Origin of the sequence: Halorubrum sp. C191 (assembly GCF_002727095.1) — an archaeon.
GTDB classification, from domain to species: Archaea; Halobacteriota; Halobacteria; order Halobacteriales; family Haloferacaceae; genus Halorubrum; species Halorubrum ezzemoulense.
The window spans coordinates 54,147-75,503 of sequence record NZ_NHNZ01000074.1 but is presented as its reverse complement, the minus strand read 5'-3'; the positions used below and the strand labels follow the sequence as shown (position 1 = coordinate 75,503).

Here is a 21,357-nt window from a genome sequence, read left to right as displayed (position 1 = left end):
GGAGCCACTAAGAACTACCCCATATATATCACGGTCGGGGGCGAGTACCACGGTATGACAACGTCGCTATCCGAGCGGGCGTCGACCGGCGTCGACGGCCTCGACGAAGTGCTGTCGGGCGGGCTCGTCCCCACGCGGAGCTACATGGTCCGCGGACAGGCCGGGAGCGGGAAGACCATTCTGGGGTTCCACTTCCTCCAGCGGGGCGTGGACGAGGGGGAGACGGCGCTCTTCGTCAACCTCGAAGAGGACCTCCGCGACCTGAAGGCGAACGCTGACGCGCTCGGCTTCGACACCGATTCGATCGAGTTCCTCGACCTGAGCCCGGGCGCGGACGCGTTCGTCGAGGACGAGTCGTACGAGGTGTTCGCGCCCTCGGAGGTCGAGCGAGAGCCGCTGACCGAGCGGATCGTCGAGGGCGTGACGGCGGTCGACCCCGACCGGGTGGTGGTCGACCCGCTGACGCAGCTCCGGTTCCTCCTCTCGGACGACTACCAGTTCCGCAAGCAGGTGGTCGGATTCATGCGGTTCCTGAAAGACAGGGGGGCGACCGTGCTGTTCACCGTCCAGAACACGCGGTCGCTCCCGACAGACGACCTCGAGTTCATCACGGACGGGACGGTCCGGCTCGACGCGGGGGCGTACGGCAAGACGGTCAGCGTCCCCAAGTTCCGGGGGTCGTCGACGCAGAGCGGGGACCACGCCTACCGGATCACCGACGCGGGAATGGAGGTGTTTCCCGCGCTCCAGCCCGGCACGCGGGACGAGGAGCTGGCGTTCGAGCAGGTCTCGTCGGGGATCCCCGAGGTCGACGAGCTGCTCCACGGCGGGATCGAGCGCGGCACCGTCACCATCGTGAGCGGCCCGACCGGCGTGGGGAAGACGACGCTCAGCACCCAGTTCATGAAGGAGGCCGCGGGCCGCGGGGAACGCTCCGTGATCTACCTGTTCGAGGAGAACCGGGAGACGTTCCTCGCCCGGTCGCGCGCGGTCAACATCCCCGTCGACGAGATGCTGGCGAAGGGGACGCTTCAGGTGACGGAGGTGGAGGCGTTAGAGCGGTCGCCACAGGAGTTCGCCCGCATGGTCCGCGACGAGGTCGAGGAGGAGGGGGCCGACATCGTCATGATCGACGGCATCTCCGGGTATCGGCTGACCCTGCGCGGCGAGAAAGAGCAGATGCTCCAGCAGATGCACGCGCTCGGCCGCTATCTCAAGAACGCGGGCGTCACCGGCCTCTTCATCGACGAGACGCGGAACGTCACGGGGGAGTTCCGCGCGACCATGGAGAACATCAGCTACCTCGCCGACAACATTCTTTTCCTCCGGCACCTAGAGGTCGGCGGCGAGCTCCGCAAGGCGATCGGCGTGTTAAAGAAGCGGACGAGCGACTTCGAGCGGACGATCCGCGAGTTCAAGATCACGGAGCACGGGGTCACCGTCGGCGAGCCGATGTCGGGGCTCCGCGGCATCCTGAGCGGGACTCCGGAGGTCGTCGAGCGAGACGCCGAGCGCGGCGACGCGGGAGAGTAGCCGGGTCAGTCGCGGCGCTCGGACGCTCGGTCGTTCCCGGGGCTGTCGTCTCCGGCCTCGTCGTCCCCGGCGCTGTCGGTTTCGGTCCCCGCGTCGATCACCGTCTTCCCGGTCGCCTCCGGGACGACGCACCGGTCGGCGTCGGCCCACTCGCGGCCGAGTTCCGCCCCGTCGAACAGGCGGTCGAGGAAGACGGCGAGCCCCGCGACCTCCGAGTGCGGCTGGTTCGTCACGCCCACGTTGAAGTCGGCGCGCTCGTACAGCGCCCACGGCACCTTCTCGCCGCCGACGACGACGAGGAGGTCGCGCGGCGGCGACGACTCCTCGGGCGCTTCTGGTTCGTCGAGCCCGACCGCCTCCCGGACGGCCGCCTCCACGTCTTGGACGCGCTCGCCGTACATCGTGAGGTGGACCACGACCCCGTCGAACTCCCGGACGATCGCCTTCTGGTCGTCGCGCAGTTCGACGGCGAACGGCCCGCCGAACCGGCCGGTGATGTCGCGGACCGTCTCCGCCGACTGGCCCGCGTTGTCGGGGAAGATCACCCGGTCGGCCCCGAGCGCCCGCGCCGTGAGCCCGACGTGCGTCGTCATGCGGTCGTCGCGCCCCGGCCGGTGGCCGTACCGGAGGACGACGACCTCGCGCGCATCGTTCATGCCCCAGACTGGGGGGCGGATCCCGGTGTCGCTTTCGATGCGAGCGCGCGGGCGCCGGTCCACATCGCGACCGAGATACCGCACATGTGTGGATCAAACCTCGAAAAACATGTCCGAGGTACGCACGTAACTGAAAGGTTCATGTGGGAGGCGGTCGCGGTGTGAGTCATGACGAGCGTCAAGGAATTCCGCGTCGACGAGCCGGCGACCGCCGACGGACTCGGCCGAGGTCGGTTCGCCTTCACCGACGCCTACTCGGTGTTCGACTGGGGACAGATGCCCGACGCGATCCCCCACAAGGGGGCGAGCCTCTGCGCGATGGGCGCGTTCAACTTCGAACTACTGGAGGACGCGGGCGTCCCGACCCACTACCGCGGGGTCGTGGACCCGGGTACCGTCGCGGACGACGGGACCGAGCCCGACCCCGTCCCCCTCGCCGAGGCGACCGCGCCGCCCACCGAGATGGCCATCGAGCTGACGCAGGTGCCCGACCTGTCGTACGAGGGGCCCCACGCCGGCTACGACTACGAGGCATTCCACGCCGCGGGCGGGGGGAACTACCTCGTCCCGCTGGAGGTCGTCTTCCGCAACCGGGTCCCCGTCGGGTCCAGCCTGCGGAAACGCGCCGAGCCCGCCGACCTCGGGCTCGACGACCTCGCCGACGGCGACTGGCCCGCCGAGCCGGTCGACCTCCCGGAGCCGGTCGTGGAGTTCTCGACGAAGTACGAGCAGCAGGACCGCTATCTCACCCGGGCGGAGGCCGACGAGATCGCGGGCGCCGCCGCCGTCGACGCCCTCGAATCGCTCGCGCGCGACGTGAACCGCGTCGTCACCGAGCGCGCCGAGGCGACCGGGTTCGTCCACGAAGACGGCAAGATCGAGTGCCTCTACGTCGACGGCGAACTCCGGGTCGCCGACGTGGTCGGCACTTTCGACGAGAACCGGTTCTCGTACGGCGGCCGCGGGATCTCGAAGGAGGTCGTCCGCCAGTGGTACAAGGCGAACGACCCCGACTGGGTCGCGGCCGTCGGCGAGGCGAAGGACGCGGTCGCCGACCGCGACATCGACGACTGGCGCGAGCTCTGCGACCCGGACCCCGACCCGCTCCCGCCGGCGGTCGTGGACGCGGTCTCGGACCTGTACGCGGCCGGCGCGAACGCGTACACCGACCGCGAGTGGTTCGACGCCCCGGAGGTCGAGGCGGCGCTCGACGCCGCCGCCGAGCTGTAGGACGCGGGTCCGCGGCACCGCCGATCCGCGGCGTGCGACCGCCTGACCCTCACGATCGACGACACGCGAGGGAACCTCTTTACCGCCGACGCGCGTGGGTTCGCACATGTCCATCGACGCCGACTTCGGGGAACGGCTCGAGACCCAAACGGTCGCGTACCTCGACCGGATCGACGACTGCGTCGCCCTCCTCCCGCGGGCGCTCGACGAGTACGCGAGCGAGGGCGCGTCCCGCGACACGGTCGACGAGATAGCCGCCGTCGAGAGCGAGTGCGACGACCTCGTCCGCGGGCTCACCGGGCTCATCACCGACGCCGGGCCGGACGACATCGGCCTGCTGAACACCCGGATCAACTTCAACGAGTCCGCGCTGCTCGACTTCTACAACGAGCTGGACGTGGTCGCGAACCACACCGAGCGGATCGTCCAGGAGGTTGCCATGATGCGCCCGGCCGCGGGCGTCGAGCCGTTCGCCGACATGCGCGAGATGGCCGCCCGGATCGCCGAGATGACCGAAGTCCTCGCCGAGGTCGTCGAGGGGTTCGTCAGGGGGCTCGCGCGCGCCGACGCCACCGAGACGCTCGCCGAGGGGATCGAGTCGATCCGCGCCCTTGAGAGCGAGTGCGACGAGCTGCGCAACGACGCCATCGAGACCGCGTTCGCCGACGACGCGATCGAGGAGCCGCTCGTCTACCGCGAGCTCGCGATCCTGTTGGACGAGCTCGCGAACACGATCGAGGACCTCACCGACCGGATCGTCGTGATCGCGAGCAAGGAGCCGGGGATCGTCACCGAAGCGGACGAGTCGTAGGGTCGCTCCTCACCTCCGCGCCCAGTCGAGCATCCGGGCGTAGAAGGGGTCCGTGGCGAGGGCGTCGGCGTCGCCCACCAGCGTCAACTGCTTTTTCGCCCTGGTGAGCGCGACGTTCATCCGCCGGTGGTCCTCGAATATCGGCCCGTCGAGGTCGCCGGTCGCGACGAGCGAGACGAGTATCACCTCTTTCGAGGAGCCTTGGAAGCGGTCGACGGTGTCGACCGTCACGTCGGTCCGGCGGCCGATCTCCGCGACCTGCGCCCGGAAGGGGGCGATCACGCCGATGTCGTCGGGGTCGACGCCGGCGGCGACGTAGGCGTCGGCGATCGCGGCGACGCGCTCCGCCTCGCGGACGTTCCGGTTCCCGTCGCGCTCGCCGTCCGGGTCGACGAACCCGACGCCGCCGGTCAGGTCGGGCGCGAGCGCGTCGGGGTCGACGCCGAGGTCCGCGAGCGTCTGCCCGGCCACCTCGGGGGTCGCGGGGCGGAGCGCGCCGTCGTAGAACTCCGCGGAGGCGAACGCCTGGATCCGCTGGCTCATCCGGTACTGCCGGTCGAGCATCACGCTCGCGTCGGGGTACGTCTCGATGAGCCGCTGGAAGAGCGAGGTCCGGAGATCGTTCTCCGCGCGGACGACCGGCGGGAGCTGCTCGTGGTCGCCGACGAGGACGAACCGGTCGGCGAGGTTGACGGCGGCGTGGGTCCCGGGCTCGGTGAGCTGGGAGGCCTCGTCGACGAGAGCCACGTCGAACTCGCACTCGCGCATGACGCGGGAACCGCAGGCCGCCGTCGTCGCGGCGACGACCGGCGCGTCCCGCAACTCGGCGGCCTTCGCGTTCGGCTCGCCGCGCTGGACGAGCCGCACGTCCCGCATGTCCTCGCGGACGCCGGTCTCGGTTCCCACTCGAAGCACGTCGTCGAACCCCTGGTCGCGGAGCGCCTCCAGCGCGTTGTCGACCGCGCGGTTCGTGAACGCGGAGAGCAGCACCCGGTTCCCCTCCGCGACCAGCGCGCGGATCGTCCGGGCGATTGTGTACGTCTTCCCCGTCCCCGGCGGGCCGTGGATCAGCGCGCAGTCCTCGGCGTCGACCGCGAGTTCGACCGCCTCGTTCTGCGCCGCGTTGTTGTCGATGTAGGCGTCGGGCGCGTCCGGGTCGTCGGCTCCGGGGCTGCCCGGTGGGCGCTCGGCCGGGTCCCGGAACGACGGGTTCCGCCGGCCGAATATCACGTCCTTGCGGTCGGGATCGCCCTTCAGGACGGCGTCGTGGAGCGCGGTCAGCGAGCGGTCGACGGAGATCTCGGAGGGGTAGACGTCGAGCCGCCGCAGCTCCACCGGCTCGTCCGTCTCGACGACGACCTCGTCGCTCCCGAGGGCTGTGATCCGGCCCAGTTCCGCGTGGCCGGAGACGGGGTCGCCGTCGCTCGCGAGCGCCACGTCGCCCTCGCGGAGCTTCGAGACGGCGTCGCTCGGCTTCTTCGCGCGAAGCTCCCACCGGGCGTCGTCGATCTCCGTCTGCGCGACCGGCTCCAAGCCGATCAGCGCGCGGTCGTCGGCCGCGCGCTCTTCGGGCGTCTGCTCCCACAGCTTCCGGTACTCCGCGTGAGTCTCGCGGCGCTCCTCTTCGAGGGCGACGTAGAACCGGTCGAAGTAGTCGCGCTCCTCCTCGGGCACCGGCGTCCCGATCTGGCCCGCCTTCGACTCCTGGTCGAGCCGGCCGGAGACGACCATACAGGCGTCCTGCTCGAAGCAGTAGCTGCAGGTCGCGTCGGCCTCGTACCCCGTCGGCACCGCGGGGCGCTCGCCGGCCTCGTTGAGCGCGCGCCACTCGGCGGCCGCGAGGGCGTTTCGCTCGCGGACGACGAACTCCAGGAACCCCCGGCCGACGGTGAACTCCTTGGCCGGCGCGAGGTCGCCCGACTCCTCGTTGCGGTCCAAGGCCGTGTTCTTCGTGTACAGCAGCGTCCCGATGTCCGGGTCGACGCCGCGCTCGTCGAGCATGAGCGCGTAGCAGGCCGCCTGCACCTTGTCGTGGAACCGCGGCTCCCGCTTGGTGTTCTTCCCCGTCTTCAGTTCGACCGGCGTGCCGCGCCGGAGCGCGTCCGCGCGCCCCTTCAGCCCGAACGTGGGCGAGATGAGGGAGAACTCCGAGCGCCACGTGTCCTCGTCGGCGAGCGTCCCCTGCGCGAGCCACCCCTCGACCGCGGCGGCGTTGCGCCGCACCTCGTCTTCCACCTCCGCGGTCTCGTAGCCGAGGAGGCCGAGTTCGAGGCCCGCCTCGGCCACGCGCTCCGCGACCGACTCGTCGAGGTCCATCCCGCGGAGCAGGTCGCCGAACACCTCGTGGACGATGGTCCCCTTGACGACGGGGTAGTTGAGCGGGATCCCCGACAGTTTGTTCAGGTAGTACATCCGCGGGCACTGGACCCACGACCGGATGCCGGTCACGTCGACGAGGAAGTCGGGTTCGAGGACGACCCACGACTCGTCGGTCGTCGCGTACCCCGTCTCCCCGCGGTACTCGTCCTCCTCGGGGTCGGTGACGAGCAGTTCCATCCCCGGCTCCGCGTGTTCGGCGACCTCTGTCCACTTCCCCCACAGCGTCACGTCGACCGGGTCGCCCGCGCCGCGGTCGGGCCGGACCCGCACCTCGCGGAGGTCGCGCTCGCCGTACGACGTCGACACCGTCCGCGCCTCCCCGACGGAGACGATCGGCCCCCGAACGTTCACGTCCCCGCTCGGCGGCGCCGTCGAAAAACGCTGTCGGTGAGCCGGGATCGCGTCCGCGTCGGGTCGGCGCTCGCCTACCGGGTCACCGGCGCGGTGACGGACCCGATCGACTCGACGACCGCCCGCACCTCGTCGCCGGGGGCGATCGGCGCCGCGCCGGGCGTCCCCGTGCTGAACAGGTCCCCCGGTTCCAGCGTCATCGCGTCGGCGTGGAACGAGACGATCTCCGCCGGCGGGAACAGCATGTTACGGATCTCGTTTTCGGCCCGCACCTCCCCGTTGACCTCGGTGCGCACCGAGAGCCCGTCGAGGTCGAGCGGCCCCTCCAGCACCGCGATCGCGGCGCCGGGCACGAGGAACGTGTCGTAGCTCTTTGCCCGGGTGAGGAACCGGGGGTTCTGCTGGAGCACGTCCTCCGCGGTCATGTCGATCACGGGCAGAAAGCCGGCGATCACGTCGCTCACCTCGCCCTCGTCGACGCCCCGGCACGTCCGGCCCATCACGACGGCCAGCTCCGCCTCGGCGGTCACCCGTTCGCTCTGCGACCGCGGCGGCAGGCGGATCGGGCCGTCCGGCCCGGTCAGGGCCGACGACGGTTTCATGAAGCTCGCCGGCTCCGTCGGGCGCTCCTCGTCGAGATCGCCGGCGTGTTCCGCGTAGTTCAGGCCGATCCCCCACAGCTTCCCGAACGACGCCAGCGGCGCGCCGAACGACAGGTCGGCCGCCGGGACGGGGTCGGCCGTCGCGCTGGCGACGCTGCCGAGCCTCCCCGCGGCAGCTCGGGGGAGCGCGTCGCGGACCGTCTCGAGGTCGGGCTCGACGGCGCCGAGCGGGACGTACCCCGTCTCGTCGCCGAGCAGGGGGTTGCCGGTCGCCGTGCGCGCGAGGTACTTCATCTCGTCCTCGGTCCACTCATCTCACTCCTCGCGGTCGGTCCAGAAGTCGAACGAGCGTCCGGGCGCGAACACGTCGAGGCCGACGGCGAGCTCGTCGCCCGTGTTCTCGACGCGGTGGGGCTCGTTGGGCGCTACGAGGACGGAGTCGTTCTTCTGAAGCGTCACCTCGTCGTCCTCGGTCGCGACGGTCAGCTCGCCCTCCAGACAGAGGCACACCTGCTCGTTCTCGTGGTCGTGCATCGGCGAGCTGTGGCCCGGCGGCTTCTCGAACCACTCGAAGGAGAACCGGTCGCTGCCCGCCATCGACACGCGCCGCCAGCCCTCCTCCGGCTCGTACGTCTCCGCCTCGTCGAACGCAACCGGCTTCATAGGTTCGCTCCGGTGGAGCCGCCGTCGATCGGGAGCGCGGTACCGTTGACGTAGCCGGACTTCGGCGACGAGAGGAACGCGACCGTGTTGCCGAGCTCCATCGGGTCGCCGATGCGTTCGAGGGGGTTCCCCGCCCAGTCGTCGAGCCCCTCCTCGTAGGAGTCGTACTCGCCCCGCTCGACGGCGGCCTCGACGAGGTCCCGGATCCGGCTCGTCTCGTGGGGGCCCGGCAGGACCGCGTTCGCGCGCACCTCCGGAGCGAACTCCTTCGAGAGGGTCTTCTCCAGCCCGATGACGCCCATCCGGACCGCGTTCGACAGCACGAGGCTGTCGATGGCCTCCTTCACGCTGCGGGAGGTGATGTTCACGATGGTGCCGCCGTCGCCCTCCCTGAGGTGGGGATACGACTCCCGCGCCAGCCGGACGACGCTCATCACGAGCAGGTCGTAGGCGTGCTGCCAGTCCTCGTCGTCGGTGTCGAGGAACGAGCCGGAAGGAGGGCCGCCGGCGCTCGTCACGAGGTGGTCGACAGTGCCGAACTCGTCGACGGTCGCCTCCACGAGCGCTGTGACCTCGGCGGCGTCCGTCAGGTCGGCCGGCTGTGCGACGACCTCGCCGGTCGCGACCGCCTCGATCTCCTCTTTCGCGGCCGCCAGTCGCTCCTCGTCGCGGCCGTTGATGACGACGTCGACGCCCTCCCGCGCCAGCGCCTTCGCCGATGCCTTGCCGAGCCCGCTGGACGATGCGGTGACGAGCGCCGCGTTCCCGTCGATCTGTAGGTCCATGTCTCTCCTATCCCGCGTACGCCGTGAAAACATTTTCTTGCAGGCAAGCGGCGGAGCGACCGACACGCTCGACGCGGCCGTACTGGGCGTCAGGCGCCCGATCCGTCGCCGCCCGCCGCCTCGAACCGCGCCGTCCCGTCCTCGAACGCGACCGTCTCGCGGCCGACCACGTCAGCCCCCTCCGGGAGGTCGTCGACCACGGCGTCGGAGACGCGGTACTCGCCGAGGTCCTGCGTGTTTCGGATCCAGACGATCCGGGCGGTCTCGGGGTCGTACGCCCCCAACGCAGCCGCCGCGGTCCGGAGCCCGAACTCGTCGTCGGGCGCCACGACGGGGAGCTTCGACTTCGCGAGCGACCCGCTCGTGAGCGCGTTCGCGTACGACTTCTTCAGGTCCAGTTGGTCGACGGCCGACCGCCGGGTGAGGTCCGCGAGCCCGATCCCGTTGCCGTTCCCCTTCGTCGCCTCGGTGAGCCCGCGGACGTAGATGAGGTCGACGTCGGGCGTCTCCGGGTCGGACGCGTTGAGGACGCGGTAGCGCCCGATGACGTTCGTGTCCATCCCCGCCCCTGATATCTCCTTCCCGATCTCGTCGACGACCAGGAGGTCCACGTCGTCGACGGGGAGCGTCGGCATCTCGTCGTTCGCGCGCTCCAACAGCTCCGGTTCCCGGGCGAGGAACGACCCCGCCGGGACGGCCTCCAGGTGACCGATCTCCTCCTCGAAGTTCTCGACGAGCGCGATTCCCCCGACGAGGGGAGTCTCCTCCTCGATCACGTCGAGCGCGGCCGTCAGCGTCTCGACGTACCCCTCGGCGAGCGCCGTCGAGTGGAACGACTTCGCCCCGCGCTGCTTACCGAGCCCACGACCGTCATCTTCGTCAGCCCGCTCTCGATCTCCCCCGTGAAGTTGGTGTGAGCCTTCACCCGGTTCACCACGACGACGGCGTCGGCCGCGAGCGCCGCCTCGGAGAAGTACACCGGCAGGTCGGCGTCGCCGACGCCCGCCGTCGCCAGCCGCTCGGCTCCCATCCGCGCGTCGATGGGCGCGCCGACGCGCTCCTCGGTGACTCCGAGCGCCGCCAGCACCTCTCGTTGCCCCTCCGGAGTCGCGCCGCCGTGGCTCCCCATCGCCGGCACCACCACGGGCTCGAAGCCGCGCTCGGCGATCCGCTCGACGACCGCCGCCGCGACCTCGTCGATCCGGTCGATCCCGCGGCTGCCGACCCCGACGGCCACGGTGGCGCCCGAGTCGAGGCCGTCGAGTGCGAGTTCGTCCAGCTCTTTGTGCGCCGTCTCCGCGACCCCGTCAAGGCGCTCGGCCCGCGGCTCGTACCGGACCCGCGCGAACTCCGGCAGGGGCTGCGGATCGATGAGCCCGTCGACCTCGGAACGGTCGGGAAACTCCATGGGGGACCTCTCGTAACCGCGATACAAAACTACGGGTGGGAGACCCGCAGATCGGGCGGGCTCCACGTCCGCGTGCGGCTACCTCGCGCCACGCGGACGCGTGACCGGTGCCGAACCGTTCCCGATAGGCCTCTCGCCGGGGTCGCCCGTCTCTCCCTGACCACCGCTGCCCGCGGCTCCGGTCGGGTGGCGGACACAACTATGGTTATTTATTCTTGGGTTCGATAGCGATAGTATGCTGGATTACTTCGACATGGAGTCGACCCTGTCCGAGGAGGAGCGCCTGCTCGTCGACTCCGCGCGCTCGTTCGTCGACGGGGAGGTCCCGGACATGGGCGACCACTGGATCGAGGGGACGTTCCCCACGGACCTCATCCCGAAAATGGGTGAGATGGGCTTTTACGCGCCGAACCTCGACGGGTACGGCTTACCCGATGTCAGCGAGACTGCGTACGGCCTGCTGATGCGCGAGCTGGAGGCGTGCGACTCCGGACTCCGCTCGATGGCGAGCGTTCAGGGGGCCCTCGTGATGTACCCGATCCACGCGTTCGGCAGCGACGAGCAGAAAGAGGAGTGGCTCCCGCGGCTCGGCACCGGCGATGCGGTCGGCTGTTTCGGGCTCACGGAGCCGGAACACGGGTCGAACCCCTCCGCGATGGAGACGATGGCCGAGCCCGACGGCGACGAGTACGTCCTGAACGGCTCGAAGACGTGGATCACGAACTCCCCGATCGCGGACGTCGCGGTCGTGTGGGCGAAGGACCACGGCGAGGAGGGGACGCCCGTCCGCGGGTTCCTCGTCGAGACCGACCGCGACGGCGTCACGACGAACAAGATCGACGAGAAGCTCAGCCTCCGGGCGTCGATTACGGGCGAGATCAGCCTCCAGAACGTCCGCGTGCCCGCCGAGAACCGCCTCCCCGGCGTCGAGGGGATGAAGGGACCGCTGTCGTGTCTGACACAGGCCCGCTACGGCATCGCGTGGGGCGCCGTCGGCGCCGCGCAGGACTGCTTCGAGACCGCCCGGGAGTACGCCACGGACCGCGAGCAGTTCGGCAAGCCGATCGGCGGCTTCCAGATGCAACAGGAGAAGCTCGCGGAGATGGCGACGCAGATCACGCTCGCGCAGCTGCTCGCCCACCGGCTCGCCGACCTCAAGGAGGCGGGGGAGCTGCGGCCACAGCACGTCTCGATGGCCAAGCGCAACAACGTGCGGACGGCGCGCGACCAGTCGCGGATCGCCCGCGAGATGCTCGGCGGCAACGGGATCACGGCCGACTACTCCCCGATGCGCCACATGGCGAACATGGAGACCGTCTACACCTACGAGGGGACCCACGACATCCACACCCTGATCCTCGGCGAGGACCTCACCGGGATTCAGGCCTACCAGTAGTCCCGCCGACCGCCCTCGTTCCACGCGCCCTGACGACCCGCTCCGGCGCGCGCCGCCGCCACCGACACGCTCTTGCGCCCGCGTTTCCGTACTGTCGACCGACATGCGCGTGCGAGACTGGGACGACATCCTCGCGGATGTCGCGAGCGACTCGACCGACCCCGACGGCTGGCGCGCGGTCGCCGGCTCCCGCCGCGGCGGCCTCGGGGAGGACCTCTACTTCGGTCACCCGAGCGTCGGCCTCTACCACCTGAAGACGTACGCGAAGAACCCTCGCGACCTCCGCGGCGTCGGAGCGCAGGTCGCCCGCAAGGTCGACGACGGGCTGGACCCGCTCCTGCCCGACGCCGACAGCGACGGGCGGTTCGCGGTCCGGACGGCGCCCGAGGACGAGGACCACGCCGAGGAGATGGCGACGCGGCTCACCGAGACGCTGAGAGTCCACGCCGAGGCGCCGACCGACCCGGACCACCTCTTTGAGGACGTGATGGAAGCGGTCGACTCCCCCGCCTTCGGCCCGATGGAGTACGAGTTCGACGGACGGCCCGACGAGCTCGACGAACTCTCCGACACCTTCGAGGAGGCCGAGGAGCTGCTCACCGCCGAGCTCGACGACCTGATCGAGGACGACGACGTCGACCGCGGGTTCCACTGAGCGGCGGTGAGGGCGCTAGCGCGACCGCGCCGACTCGCCGCGGTGCGGACGAGACCGGACCCGCCGCATCGGTTTTGTCGCTCCGCCGCCAACGGGGGGTATGGGAGTCAAAGAAGACACGGCGAACGGCCTGATCTCGCTCGGCATCGGCGTCGCGGTCACCTGGTTCGCGGCCGACGACGGCGACCACGACACGACCGACCTCCTCCTCGCGGTCGCGATCAGCTCTTTCCTCTCGGGCTACTTCACGAGCTACTTCGCGAAGTGACTCGCGGTCGGTGACGTTCGGGTCGGCCGGTAACGCCCGGCCGGTCGGTGACGCCTTTGCCGATCGCCCGCCTCAGATTGCCGTCACCCACGCCCGGTACTCGGCGTCGAGCTCGTACACCTCTCGGAAGGCGCGCTCGACGAACCCGGCGACGCGGTTCGCGTCCGACCGCGCCGTGACGACCGCGTTCGTCCCCTCGGCCTCTTCCGGGCTGACGAGCTCGTCGATCCGGAACTCCGGGAACTCCGAGAGCAGGGCCTTCAGCCGCTCCAGCTCCTCGTCGGTACAGTCCAGTATCAGCTCCGTGCCCGCCAGCTGGATCCACGGCGGGACCTCGCCGCCACCGGTGTCGTCGCTGTCGGGGTCGACGTCGACGGTCATCACGTCGCCGGAGCGCGCGCGGTGCGCGGCCGCGGCGTCGGCGAACAGCTTCAGCCGCTCGTCCTCGGTCGCGGCGTCGAATCGGGTCATACCCGTGCTCCGCCGCGACGAGGCTTAAAAATCCGCACTCGACGGCGGGGGATCCGGTCGCCGCCCGCGCCGCTCACCGCTCCGTCTCGCTCAACACGTCGTCGACGACCGAGCGCGTCCGCTCGGCCTCGGCGAGCCGCTCGTCGGCCTCGCCGCGCTCGATCAGGGCGAGGTCCCCGTCGTCGAGCGCGTGGCGCACCTCCGCCGCGCGGCGGAGGCGCCCGTACTCGTCGCTCCGCGCGAGCTCGCGGACCGAGCGCAGGGTCGCGACCGCGTCGTCGTCGGCGATCCGCCCGACGAGCGGGACCAGCTCGTCGATCTCGTAGGCGAGCTCGTCGCCCGGCTTCGGCGGCCAGTCGAGCGTCAGCGGCTCGCCGTCGAGCCGTTCGAGGTACGTCCGGTGGACCGCGACCGCCGTGCGGAGCGCGCCCGGGTCGTCGACGTAGTGGTCGAGCTTCGAGTTCGTGTAGTCGGCGTACTCCAGCAGCGTCGCGGGCGGCTCCTCGCCGGCCGCGTGCGTCTCGACGTACTCCGCGAGGTCGGTCGGCGGCACGTCGACGTCGACGAAGGGAGTCGCGTCCGCGCGGTCGAGGAAGTCGAACACCTCGCGGGCGGACGCCGACTTGAAGAACTCCCGGAACGCCTCCATCACCGCCTCATCGTACGAATCGATCGGCCCGCGGAGGCGGTTGAGGTCCGCGTCGAGGTCCGCGTCGGCCATGTCGGCGACCTCACGGAGCTCCTCCACCCGCGACTCCAGCCGCTTGCGGGCCTCCTTGGCCGCTTTCCGGCCCGCCCGGTAGTCGTCGACCGCGTCGTCGTACGCCTCCAGGAGGTCGACGAACTCCCCCGCCGGCTCCAGCGCCTCGCGGGCGGTCGCGAAGTCCTCGTCGGAGAGGCGCCGCTTGTCGACCGCCTCGTCCGCCGCCTCGAACGCCTCGGCGGCCGGCAGGTCGTCGTCGACGTCGACCGCGTCCCCGAACTCGCCGCGGAACCGGACGTACGACTCGAAGTCGCCGGAGCCGACCGCGTCCTCCTCGTATCGGTCGAGGATCCGGTGCGCGTGGCGGTACGCGTCGGCCGCCGCCTCTACCCGGTCCCGCCCGTGGTCGTCGATCCGCGACTCGATCCGGCGGAGTTCGTCGTAGCGCTCCCGGAGCCGCGCGGCCGCCTCGCCGGCCCCGCGGACGGGGTCGTCCTTGTCGCCCTCGGCGCCTCCCGACGTGGCGCCGGCGGTTTCCCCCGACATCGGTCAGTACACCTCGTCCGGGTCGAAGACGCGCTCGCCGACGTTCTCGCCGTCGACCGTCCGGTGGAAACAGGAGCGGTGGCCGGTGTGGCAGGCGCCGCCGGCCTGGTCGACGAGGTACAGCAGCGCGTCGGCGTCGCAGTCGACCCGGACCTCCCGGACCGACTGGGTATGGCCCGAGGTATCTCCCTTGTGCCAGATCTCTTCGCGGGACCGGGAGTAGTAGTGCGCCTCGCCGGTCTCGCGGGTGCGCGCCAGCGCCTCCGGCGAGACGTACGCGAGCATCAACACCTCGCCGGAGTCGGCGTCCTGGGCGACCGCCGGCACCAGCCCGTCCTCGCCGAAGTCGACCTCGATCGACCCCGTCTCCGCGTCGGCGTCACTCATGGCTGTCCGGAGGCGTGGCGCTCGAATAGTCCTTGTGCCTGCGGTCCCCGCATACGAGCGCGCCGCCGACCCCTTACGAGACGTATCGCAGCACGAGCGCGTCGCCGTCGGCGTACGCGTCCGGTCGGCGGTCGACGACCTCGAAGCCGAGCGACTCGTACAGCGAGCGGGCGGCGTCGTTGTCGGGGTGGGCCTGGAGCGTGACGGGGCCGTCGGCGTCCGCGATCGCCGCGTCGAGGAGCCCGCGGGCGCGCCCCTCGCGCCGGAAGCCGGGCGCGACGACGAGCTCCGCGACGTGGAGCCCCGGGCGGTTCGGCGCGTCCACGGGGAGGAGGTAGCCGACGACGCGTTCCTCGGCGACGCTCACGCGGGCGGCGCCAACCGCGAGGCCGTACTCCAGGAGGTCCGGGCTCGGCTGCCTGAGGTGCGACTGGAGCCCGCGGATCCGGTCGGCGTCGGCGGGTCGGCCGGGGCGCACTCGTGGGTCGGGATCGCCGGAGGCGTCGGGTTTTCGCCCGGCGCCGTCGCCGTCGCCCGTCATCTCACACCACCGCCCAGAGCGCGACGGCGACGACGGCGCCGGCGAGCGTCGCGAGGAAGTTCACCGACTGGTTCCCGACGCGATCCCCCTCGATCAGGGCGCCGAGGAGGCTGTCGACGGTCATCCCGGTGACGCCGGCCGCGACGACGGCCCCGCCCGCCGCGACGCCGCCGGCGACCACCGGGCTGATCAGCGGCGACCCGCCGGCGGCGAGGGCGCCGACGAGCAGCGCGCCGGCGAGGCCGGCCAGTTCGCCCTGCCAGGTGATCGCGCCGTCGGTCCCGGGCTCGACGCGGCGGAGCGTCGTCACCAGCCGCGGGCCGTCGTAGAGGCCGCCGATCTCCGAGGAGAGCGTGTCGGCCATCGCGGTCGCGGTCGCGCCCGCGAACGCGAAGCCGAAGGGCGCGGCCGGGACGGCGAGGTGCGGCGCGACCGCGTAGCCGACCACCGCCGCGAGCGCGACCGCCGAGTTCGCGAGCACGTTCCCGGTGCCGCGGGCCCCCTCGTTCTCCTGGGCGACCCCGCGGGCCGCCTTCTCGTCGAACCGGTACTTCGAGGCGAGCCCCCCGAACGCGTAGAAGGACATGAGGGTAAGGAACCAGCCGACGCCGCCGAGGACGACCGCGAGCAGCGCCGAGACGACCCCGGTGAGCATCCCCGCGACCGAGGCGGTGCCGATGGCGAAGGAGACGTACCCGAGCGCGCCGGTCACCGCGAGGCCGGCGACGACGACGGGGGCGTCGACGGTCGGATCCAGGGCGATGAACCCCCACGTCACGAACGCGACGAGGATCGTCGTGATATGGGCGTCCCGCGAGAACACCAGCGAGCGGACGAGCGCGGCCGTCAGCGCCGCGGCCGCCGCGAAGAACACCGCGACCGGGAGCGTCGCGCCGTCGACCGGCGCCCCGGTCTGAAGGCGCACCGCGATCTGTCCGGCGAGGGCGGCGGCCGTGCCGGCGACCACGTAGCCGGCGACGAGCGGGAACTCGTCCGCGGTCCGGCGGGAGACGAGCGTCCGGCCGAGGCGGCCGGCGCCGACCGCGAGCGTCGCGGCCGCGAACGCCTCGTACGGCAGCGGCGCGCGCGGCAGCGACGCGAACAGCGCGAGGCCCGCGCCGGCGAGCGCGAAGGAGACGAGGCCGTAGAGGCGCTCCGCCTCGCGGTCGCCCGGCAGCGCGAGCGTCTCGAACCACTCGCCGTCGCGGACGCCGAAGAACGCCGCCCCGGCGACGGCGAAGAAGGGGACGGCTGCGGCGGTGTCGAGCGCCGGCGCGAGGACCGCGATCGCGGCCACCGCGGCGAAGGTACTCGCGCGTCGGAGCCTCGGTATCACACCCTCGGCTACCCGCGACGACCACTTAACGGTCCCGACAGCCGTCGGGCGGTCGGTCGCGGCCCGCGCGGACGCCGGCGCCGGCCGTCAGGACAGCGCGGACACCGATCCAGGCGTCACAACCGCATTCCCTCGCCCGTCAGGCCCGAACGCGCTCGCCCGTCAGTACCGGTACTCGTTGAACTGGACCGCGTGTCCCTCCACCACGCGGACGGACTCCTCGGGGTCCTCCTCGTCGTCTCCGGTCCGGTCCTCGTGTGAGTCAACCACTCCCATGCGAGAACGGTACGCTCGACCGCACATAACTGTTTCCCACGCGGCGAACGGGTACCGACCGCTTCGGGGTTCCTCAGCCGACGACTCGGTCGATCTGACCGAGGTGGTCGAGCACGTGGTCCGGCTCGACCTCGGACGCCGCGAGGTCGGCGTCGTCGGTGACGCCCGACCGGACGAGGACGGTCGTCATCCCGGCTCGCTCGCCGAGCGCGATGTCGGTGTCGAGCCGGTCGCCGACGACGAGACACTCCTTGGCGGGGTGGGGGAGCCGCTCGCGCACCATCTCGATCGCGGTGTCTGAGGGCTTGCCGAGGACGGCGTCGGGGTCGCGCTCCGCGACGCCGGCGATCGCGTTGATCACGGCGCCGGAGCCGGGCACGTCGCGCTCCGGGGCCGGGATCACCACGTCTGGGTCGGTACCGATGAAGGGGATGTCGCGCTCTAGGGCCCAGAGCGCGGTACAGAGGTCCTCGTAGTCGAACTCGCGGTCGATGGAGGCGACCAGCGCGTCGGCGGCGTCCACGTCGTCGGTCGTCGAGAGCCCAGCCTCGGCGAACTGGTCGAGCAGTCCGGGGTCGGCGATACAGAGCAGGTCGTCGTCGCGGTGGTGCTCCCGCAGGTACCGCGTCGTCACGCTGCCCGCGGTGAAGACGCGGTCCGCGTCGATGTCGTACCCCGCCCCACCGAGCCGGTCGACGTACGCCCGCGGCGCCTTCGTCGGGTTGTTCGAGACGAACAGCGTCTCGACGCCGGCCTCCCGGAGGCGGCGGTACCCAGCGGGGGCGCCCGGAATCGGATCGTCGCCCCGCACGACCGTGCCGTCGACGTCGAGGACGGCGCCGCTGAAATCCATATTCGTGGTGGGGGCGCCACGGTCCTAGGAGTTGCGCTCGCGTCCGCGAACGGACCGCTGCCGCCGCCGCGCCGATCACGAACTCGGTACCGATCCCACCTTCGGGATAACGGAAGGGTAAAGCGGCCGGGTTCCGTACCGACGTTCACTGTGACGACGACTCAGGTGACCCTCGTCCAGATCGACAACTACGGGCCGTGGACGACGACGCCGGAGCCGCGCCGTGAGATGGATCTCCAGACGCTCCAGTCGCGGCTCTTCGCCGACGTGGCCCAGTTCCTCGGCCACCGCGACGCCTACGTCTTTTTCACTCGCTTCGACAACATGATCGCGGTGACCAACGGCGTCGACGGCGCGGCCCACGCGACCCTCCAAGAGTCGATCGGCAACCGTTACCCGGTCAGTATCAGCCTCGGGACCGCCGTCGCCGAGCGCCCGGTCGACGCGCTCGAAGCGGCGAACCGGCGGCTCCAGACCGCGGGCAGCGCGCAGGACGAGAGTCGGACCGAGGTGCTCGCGGGCGAGTACCTCTCGGAGACGGAGCGGTCGGACCTCCAGATCGCGCACTTCGACGTCGTCAACGCGACCGGCAAGTACACCGACCGGCTCAACGAGTTCGACACGTTCATCAACATCGAACGGGCGTACGGCTCGCTGATGCGCCACCTCCGCGAGGCGCACGGCGCCCTCTCCTTCTTCGTCGGCGGCGACAACGTCGTGGCCGTCTGTCCCGACCTCCCGGAGGCGGCGTTCTCGTCGGCGGTCACCCACGTACAGGACGACGTGGACATCGAGCTCCAGGTCGGCGTTGGCCGCGGCCCGTCCGCCCATGAGGCCGGATTCGCGGCCAAGCACGCCCTCGAAGACTGCCGACACGACGGGACGAGCGTCGAGCTGTTCGGCGCGCCCGCCGCGGGAGACTGACCCTCCGCCGCGCCGTCGGTCCGCCTCGGACACGGCCCGAAATCAAGTCTGATAATTTTGGTACGGGGTTTTTGTACACCGACCCGGAAGCCACGGTTAGCATGTCAGAGGAGATAGTGTTCGTCTGTACGGCGGACGGCTGTGACGAGGGCCCGTGGGAGGGCTCGCACGACGCGATGGCACACTGCTCCGAGCATCCCGACCACGGGTACACCGGGATGCCGCGGTCCGAGATCGACCCGTCCCGCGAGGTCATCCCCGCGACGGCGACGCGGAAGCGCGACAACCGCAACCTCCAGCACAAGGGCCACCCGAAGGGCGCGTACGCGCAGAACGACTGACGGGTCCCGACGGGCGAGTCGCGGCTCCCGCGTCCCCCTCGGACTCCGGAGCCGGCTCCCGCTTCCGGCCGTGCGGCGCACCGAGCGCGCACCGTTCTGAGCCGAACGGCTTCACTTCACCCCGGTCCGGGCGCGGTCGCGTTCTCCGTCCGTCGATCCGACGCCGTTTATCAACGGTCCGGACGTACGATCCGGCATGGTCTCGGAGATCTTCGATCCCGACGCGTGGGAGCCCGTCACCGACGAGTTCGACGACATCACCTATCACCGCGCCGTCGACGTCCCCGCGGTCCGGATCGCCTTCGACCGCCCCGCGGTCCGCAACGCATTCCGGCCGGGCACGGTCGACGAGTTGTACGCCGCGCTCGACCACGCGCGCAAGCAGGCCGAGGTCGGCTGCGTCCTCCTCACCGGCAACGGCCCGTCCGAGAAGGACGGCGGCTGGGCGTTCTGCTCGGGGGGCGACCAGTCCGTCCGGGGCGGCTCCGGCTACGAGTACCGCGACGACGACGAGGCGGGCGACGACGACGACGACCTCGTCCGCGAGGCGCGGGCGGGGCGGCTCCACATCCTCGAAGTCCAGCGCTTGATCCGGTTCATGCCGAAGCCCGTCGTCGCGGTCGTCCCCGGCTGGGCGGTCGGCGGCGGTCATTCGCTCCACGTCGTCTGCGACATGACGCTCGCCAGCGAGGAGCACGGGCAGTTCCTCCAGACCGACCCCGACGTGGGCTCGTTCGACGGCGGGTTCGGCTCCGCCTACCTCGCGAAGCAGATCGGCCAGAAGAAGGCCCGCGAGGTGTTCTTCCGCGGGAAGACCTACTCAGCCGAGGAGGCGGCGGACATGGGCATGGTCAACGAGGTCGTCCCGCACGAAGACTTGGAAGAGGTGGCCCTAGAGTGGGCCGACGAGATGACTCGGAAGTCGCCGACGGCGATGCGGATGCTGAAGTACGCGTTCAACATGGCCGACGACGGGATGGTCGGCCAGCAGGTGTTCGCGGGCGAGGCGACGCGGCTCGCGTACATGACAGAGGAGGCCCAAGAGGGCCGCGACGCGTTCCTTGAGGGCCGGGAGCCGCGGTTCCGCGAGTACCCCTGGCACTACTGAGCGGCGGCGGCCGCGCCGCGCGGGGCCGAGGCCCGGTTCCGCGCCGCGCCCGGTTCCGCGCCCCGCGAAGACACCTACAAGTACGCCGACGCGGTACCCCAGTGTATGCTCGTCGAGGAGGTGATGACGACGGACCTCGTGACCTGCGGGGCCGACGCCGCGGTCCGAGACGCCACGGAGCGGATGCTCCGCAACCGGGTCGGCAGCGTCGTCGTCACCGACGACGGGACGCCGGCCGGGATCCTGACGGAGAGCGACGTGCTCCGCGCCGGCTACGCGACCGACGACCCGCTGTCGGCGATTCCGGTCCGGAAGGCGGCGAGCGCTCCCCTCGTCACGGTCCGACCGAGCGCGACGCTCCGGACGGCGACGAAGCGGATGCGGTCGGAGGGCGTCAAGAAGCTCGTCGTCGTCGACGGGACGACGCCGGAGGGGATCGTCACCACGCAGGATATCGTCGACAACTACGCGGGGATCCGGAAGGAGGTCCACGACCTCGCGACGGACGCGACCGGGTGGTCGGAGCGTTCCGACCGGCTCGACGAGTGAGGCGGGCGGCTCGACCCGCGCGCAGAGGGCGACGGCCGACGGTGCCCGCGTCCCGTCGGCACTATCCCGGCGAACATGTTCGCACTCTGTCTTACCCGAGGCGGCGGCGTACGCCGACACATGACTCAGACCAGCGAACTGGCGGAGTCGCCCCCGACAGCGGCGGACGGCACGGACCCGGAGGATGCGCCGACCGCCGCGACCGAGGCGGAGACGACGGTCACCGTCCGGTGTACCGGCCACGTCCGCACGGAGCTCGACGAGCACGAGTTCGAGTACGCGTTCGAGGGCGACACGCTCCGGGCGTTCCTCGACGAGTTGTTCGAGGAGTATCCGCAGCTCCAGGAGACGCTCATCGCGGAGACCGAGGCGGACGCGACTCACAGCGGTTGGGCGCCGGCGCCGGACGAGCCGCCGGGGACGTGGACGAAGAACCCGGTCGGCGAGCAGACGACGACGTACGCCCGGATCCTCGTGAACGGCCACTTCAACGAGAACGAGAACGGGTTCGACACGGAGCTCGAGGCGGGCGACCGCGTCGCCCTGGTCTACCCGTTCATGTTCTGCTGTTAGCGCGACCGCCCC

Annotated in this window: 22 protein-coding genes and 1 pseudogene; 11 read left to right on the top strand and 12 right to left on the bottom strand. The window is 71.0% G+C overall.

From position 1 onward, the window contains the following. Positions 1-54: 54 nt before the first annotated feature. Positions 55-1,533, top strand: coding sequence for an ATPase domain-containing protein (locus Z052_RS06515; RefSeq protein WP_086215450.1), 1,479 nt, complete (start codon positions 55-57; stop codon positions 1,531-1,533). A 5-nt stretch (positions 1,534-1,538) separates the two neighbouring features. Here the strand turns inward: Z052_RS06515 and Z052_RS06510 are convergent, their stop codons facing one another. Then, positions 1,539-2,189: a tRNA (cytidine(56)-2'-O)-methyltransferase gene (locus Z052_RS06510; protein WP_094521314.1), complete on the bottom strand. Its 651-nt coding sequence runs from the start codon at positions 2,187-2,189 to the stop codon at positions 1,539-1,541. 168 nt (positions 2,190-2,357) lie between these two features. Here Z052_RS06510 and Z052_RS06505 point away from each other — a divergent pair, with 168 nt between their 5' ends. Together Z052_RS06505 and Z052_RS06500 are read left to right on the top strand one after the other, a co-directional pair. Then, entirely contained in the window at positions 2,358-3,419 is a 1,062-nt protein-coding gene (locus Z052_RS06505; RefSeq protein ID WP_094495513.1) for a phosphoribosylaminoimidazolesuccinocarboxamide synthase, read from the top strand. A gap of 106 nt (positions 3,420-3,525) precedes the next feature. Then, on the top strand, positions 3,526-4,230 hold the full coding sequence (locus Z052_RS06500; protein ID WP_094580081.1) for a DUF47 domain-containing protein: 705 nt from the start codon (positions 3,526-3,528) through the stop codon (positions 4,228-4,230). A 9-nt stretch (positions 4,231-4,239) separates the two neighbouring features. Here Z052_RS06500 and Z052_RS06495 read toward each other — a convergent pair whose 3' ends face one another. The 5 genes and pseudogenes from Z052_RS06495 to Z052_RS06475 form a co-directional block, all read right to left on the bottom strand. Then, on the bottom strand, positions 4,240-6,960 hold the full coding sequence (locus tag Z052_RS06495; protein WP_094580082.1) for an AAA domain-containing protein: 2,721 nt from the start codon (positions 6,958-6,960) through the stop codon (positions 4,240-4,242). Between the two features lie 74 nt (positions 6,961-7,034). Beyond that, on the bottom strand, positions 7,035-7,856 hold the full coding sequence (locus tag Z052_RS06490; protein WP_094495515.1) for a fumarylacetoacetate hydrolase family protein: 822 nt from the start codon (positions 7,854-7,856) through the stop codon (positions 7,035-7,037). A 21-nt stretch (positions 7,857-7,877) separates the two neighbouring features. Beyond that, positions 7,878-8,225: a cupin domain-containing protein gene (locus tag Z052_RS06485; RefSeq protein WP_049931636.1), complete on the bottom strand. Its 348-nt coding sequence runs from the start codon at positions 8,223-8,225 to the stop codon at positions 7,878-7,880. After that, the gene (locus tag Z052_RS06480; RefSeq protein ID WP_086215444.1) at positions 8,222-9,010 is read right to left on the bottom strand and encodes an SDR family oxidoreductase; all 789 of its coding nucleotides are present in this window, start codon (positions 9,008-9,010) and stop codon (positions 8,222-8,224) included. The genes Z052_RS06485 and Z052_RS06480 overlap by 4 nt, the downstream gene beginning before the upstream one ends. An 89-nt stretch (positions 9,011-9,099) precedes the next feature. Beyond that, positions 9,100-10,418, bottom strand: a pseudogene (locus tag Z052_RS06475) (DUF362 domain-containing protein). A gap of 235 nt (positions 10,419-10,653) precedes the next feature. Between Z052_RS06475 and Z052_RS06470 the strand changes: the two are divergent. The 3 genes from Z052_RS06470 to Z052_RS20435 all read left to right on the top strand — a co-directional run bounded on the left by Z052_RS06470 (position 10,654) and on the right by Z052_RS20435 (position 12,737). Continuing rightward, positions 10,654-11,814: an acyl-CoA dehydrogenase family protein gene (locus Z052_RS06470; RefSeq protein WP_094495519.1), complete on the top strand. Its 1,161-nt coding sequence runs from the start codon at positions 10,654-10,656 to the stop codon at positions 11,812-11,814. Between the two features lie 103 nt (positions 11,815-11,917). Continuing rightward, positions 11,918-12,469 (top strand): hypothetical protein, encoded by a 552-nt coding sequence (locus Z052_RS06465; protein ID WP_049931633.1) that lies wholly within the window; start codon positions 11,918-11,920, stop codon positions 12,467-12,469. Between the two features lie 100 nt (positions 12,470-12,569). Beyond that, positions 12,570-12,737 carry a hypothetical protein gene (locus Z052_RS20435; protein ID WP_167373073.1) on the top strand — a complete coding sequence of 56 codons (168 nt, stop codon included), beginning with the start codon at positions 12,570-12,572 and terminating at the stop codon, positions 12,735-12,737. Positions 12,738-12,809: 72 nt separating this feature from the next. Here Z052_RS20435 and Z052_RS06460 read toward each other — a convergent pair whose 3' ends face one another. From Z052_RS06460 to Z052_RS06435, 6 genes are all read right to left on the bottom strand, one after another. Beyond that, positions 12,810-13,208: a hypothetical protein gene (locus Z052_RS06460; RefSeq protein WP_086220639.1), complete on the bottom strand. Its 399-nt coding sequence runs from the start codon at positions 13,206-13,208 to the stop codon at positions 12,810-12,812. A gap of 73 nt (positions 13,209-13,281) precedes the next feature. Further along, positions 13,282-14,457, bottom strand: coding sequence for a hypothetical protein (locus Z052_RS06455; RefSeq protein WP_094521305.1), 1,176 nt, complete (start codon positions 14,455-14,457; stop codon positions 13,282-13,284). Positions 14,458-14,460: 3 nt separating this feature from the next. Next, the gene (gene hisI, locus Z052_RS06450; RefSeq protein ID WP_049931630.1) at positions 14,461-14,844 is read right to left on the bottom strand and encodes a phosphoribosyl-AMP cyclohydrolase; all 384 of its coding nucleotides are present in this window, start codon (positions 14,842-14,844) and stop codon (positions 14,461-14,463) included. A gap of 73 nt (positions 14,845-14,917) precedes the next feature. Continuing rightward, positions 14,918-15,385 (bottom strand): N-acetyltransferase, encoded by a 468-nt coding sequence (locus Z052_RS06445; protein WP_094495521.1) that lies wholly within the window; start codon positions 15,383-15,385, stop codon positions 14,918-14,920. Position 15,386: 1 nt separating this feature from the next. Further along, on the bottom strand, positions 15,387-16,721 hold the full coding sequence (locus Z052_RS06440; RefSeq protein WP_094521304.1) for a DUF92 domain-containing protein: 1,335 nt from the start codon (positions 16,719-16,721) through the stop codon (positions 15,387-15,389). A 349-nt stretch (positions 16,722-17,070) separates the two neighbouring features. Continuing rightward, positions 17,071-17,850, bottom strand: a complete 780-nt coding sequence (locus Z052_RS06435) for an HAD-IIA family hydrolase (protein WP_094521303.1) — start codon at positions 17,848-17,850, stop codon at positions 17,071-17,073. A 150-nt stretch (positions 17,851-18,000) separates the two neighbouring features. Between Z052_RS06435 and Z052_RS06430 the strand changes: the two genes are divergently transcribed. The 5 genes from Z052_RS06430 (at position 18,001) to Z052_RS06410 (ending at position 21,345) form a co-directional block, all read left to right on the top strand. Continuing rightward, a complete protein-coding gene (locus Z052_RS06430; protein ID WP_049931625.1) occupies positions 18,001-18,774 on the top strand; it encodes a GTP cyclohydrolase III in 774 nt (257 codons plus the stop codon). A gap of 101 nt (positions 18,775-18,875) precedes the next feature. Beyond that, positions 18,876-19,115 (top strand): hypothetical protein, encoded by a 240-nt coding sequence (locus Z052_RS06425; protein WP_049931624.1) that lies wholly within the window; start codon positions 18,876-18,878, stop codon positions 19,113-19,115. Positions 19,116-19,311: 196 nt separating this feature from the next. After that, complete coding sequence (locus Z052_RS06420) at positions 19,312-20,223, top strand: 1,4-dihydroxy-2-naphthoyl-CoA synthase (RefSeq protein ID WP_049931623.1); 912 nt, start codon at positions 19,312-19,314, stop codon at positions 20,221-20,223. A 105-nt stretch (positions 20,224-20,328) separates the two neighbouring features. After that, complete coding sequence (locus tag Z052_RS06415) at positions 20,329-20,772, top strand: CBS domain-containing protein (protein WP_049931622.1); 444 nt, start codon at positions 20,329-20,331, stop codon at positions 20,770-20,772. A 120-nt stretch (positions 20,773-20,892) separates the two neighbouring features. Continuing rightward, positions 20,893-21,345, top strand: coding sequence for a MoaD/ThiS family protein (locus Z052_RS06410; protein ID WP_094521302.1), 453 nt, complete (start codon positions 20,893-20,895; stop codon positions 21,343-21,345). Positions 21,346-21,357: the final 12 nt, after the last annotated feature.

Coding starts and splice junctions, on each gene's coding strand:
- Z052_RS06410 (WP_094521302.1), top strand. CDS start 20,893: ATGACTCAGACCAGCGAACTGGCGGAGTCGCCCCCGACAGCGGCGGAC.
- Z052_RS06485 (WP_049931636.1), bottom strand. CDS start 8,225: ATGAAGCCGGTTGCGTTCGACGAGGCGGAGACGTACGAGCCGGAGGAG.
- hisI (WP_049931630.1), bottom strand. CDS start 14,844: ATGAGTGACGCCGACGCGGAGACGGGGTCGATCGAGGTCGACTTCGGC.
- Z052_RS06460 (WP_086220639.1), bottom strand. CDS start 13,208: ATGACCCGATTCGACGCCGCGACCGAGGACGAGCGGCTGAAGCTGTTC.
- Z052_RS06490 (WP_094495515.1), bottom strand. CDS start 7,856: ATGAAGTACCTCGCGCGCACGGCGACCGGCAACCCCCTGCTCGGCGAC.
- Z052_RS06505 (WP_094495513.1), top strand. CDS start 2,358: ATGACGAGCGTCAAGGAATTCCGCGTCGACGAGCCGGCGACCGCCGAC.
- Z052_RS06515 (WP_086215450.1), top strand. CDS start 55: ATGACAACGTCGCTATCCGAGCGGGCGTCGACCGGCGTCGACGGCCTC.
- Z052_RS06415 (WP_049931622.1), top strand. CDS start 20,329: ATGCTCGTCGAGGAGGTGATGACGACGGACCTCGTGACCTGCGGGGCC.
- Z052_RS20435 (WP_167373073.1), top strand. CDS start 12,570: ATGGGAGTCAAAGAAGACACGGCGAACGGCCTGATCTCGCTCGGCATC.
- Z052_RS06510 (WP_094521314.1), bottom strand. CDS start 2,189: ATGAACGATGCGCGCGAGGTCGTCGTCCTCCGGTACGGCCACCGGCCG.
- Z052_RS06420 (WP_049931623.1), top strand. CDS start 19,312: ATGGTCTCGGAGATCTTCGATCCCGACGCGTGGGAGCCCGTCACCGAC.
- Z052_RS06480 (WP_086215444.1), bottom strand. CDS start 9,010: ATGGACCTACAGATCGACGGGAACGCGGCGCTCGTCACCGCATCGTCC.
- Z052_RS06465 (WP_049931633.1), top strand. CDS start 11,918: ATGCGCGTGCGAGACTGGGACGACATCCTCGCGGATGTCGCGAGCGAC.
- Z052_RS06455 (WP_094521305.1), bottom strand. CDS start 14,457: ATGTCGGGGGAAACCGCCGGCGCCACGTCGGGAGGCGCCGAGGGCGAC.
- Z052_RS06435 (WP_094521303.1), bottom strand. CDS start 17,850: ATGGATTTCAGCGGCGCCGTCCTCGACGTCGACGGCACGGTCGTGCGG.
- Z052_RS06425 (WP_049931624.1), top strand. CDS start 18,876: ATGTCAGAGGAGATAGTGTTCGTCTGTACGGCGGACGGCTGTGACGAG.
- Z052_RS06445 (WP_094495521.1), bottom strand. CDS start 15,385: ATGACGGGCGACGGCGACGGCGCCGGGCGAAAACCCGACGCCTCCGGC.
- Z052_RS06500 (WP_094580081.1), top strand. CDS start 3,526: ATGTCCATCGACGCCGACTTCGGGGAACGGCTCGAGACCCAAACGGTC.
- Z052_RS06470 (WP_094495519.1), top strand. CDS start 10,654: ATGCTGGATTACTTCGACATGGAGTCGACCCTGTCCGAGGAGGAGCGC.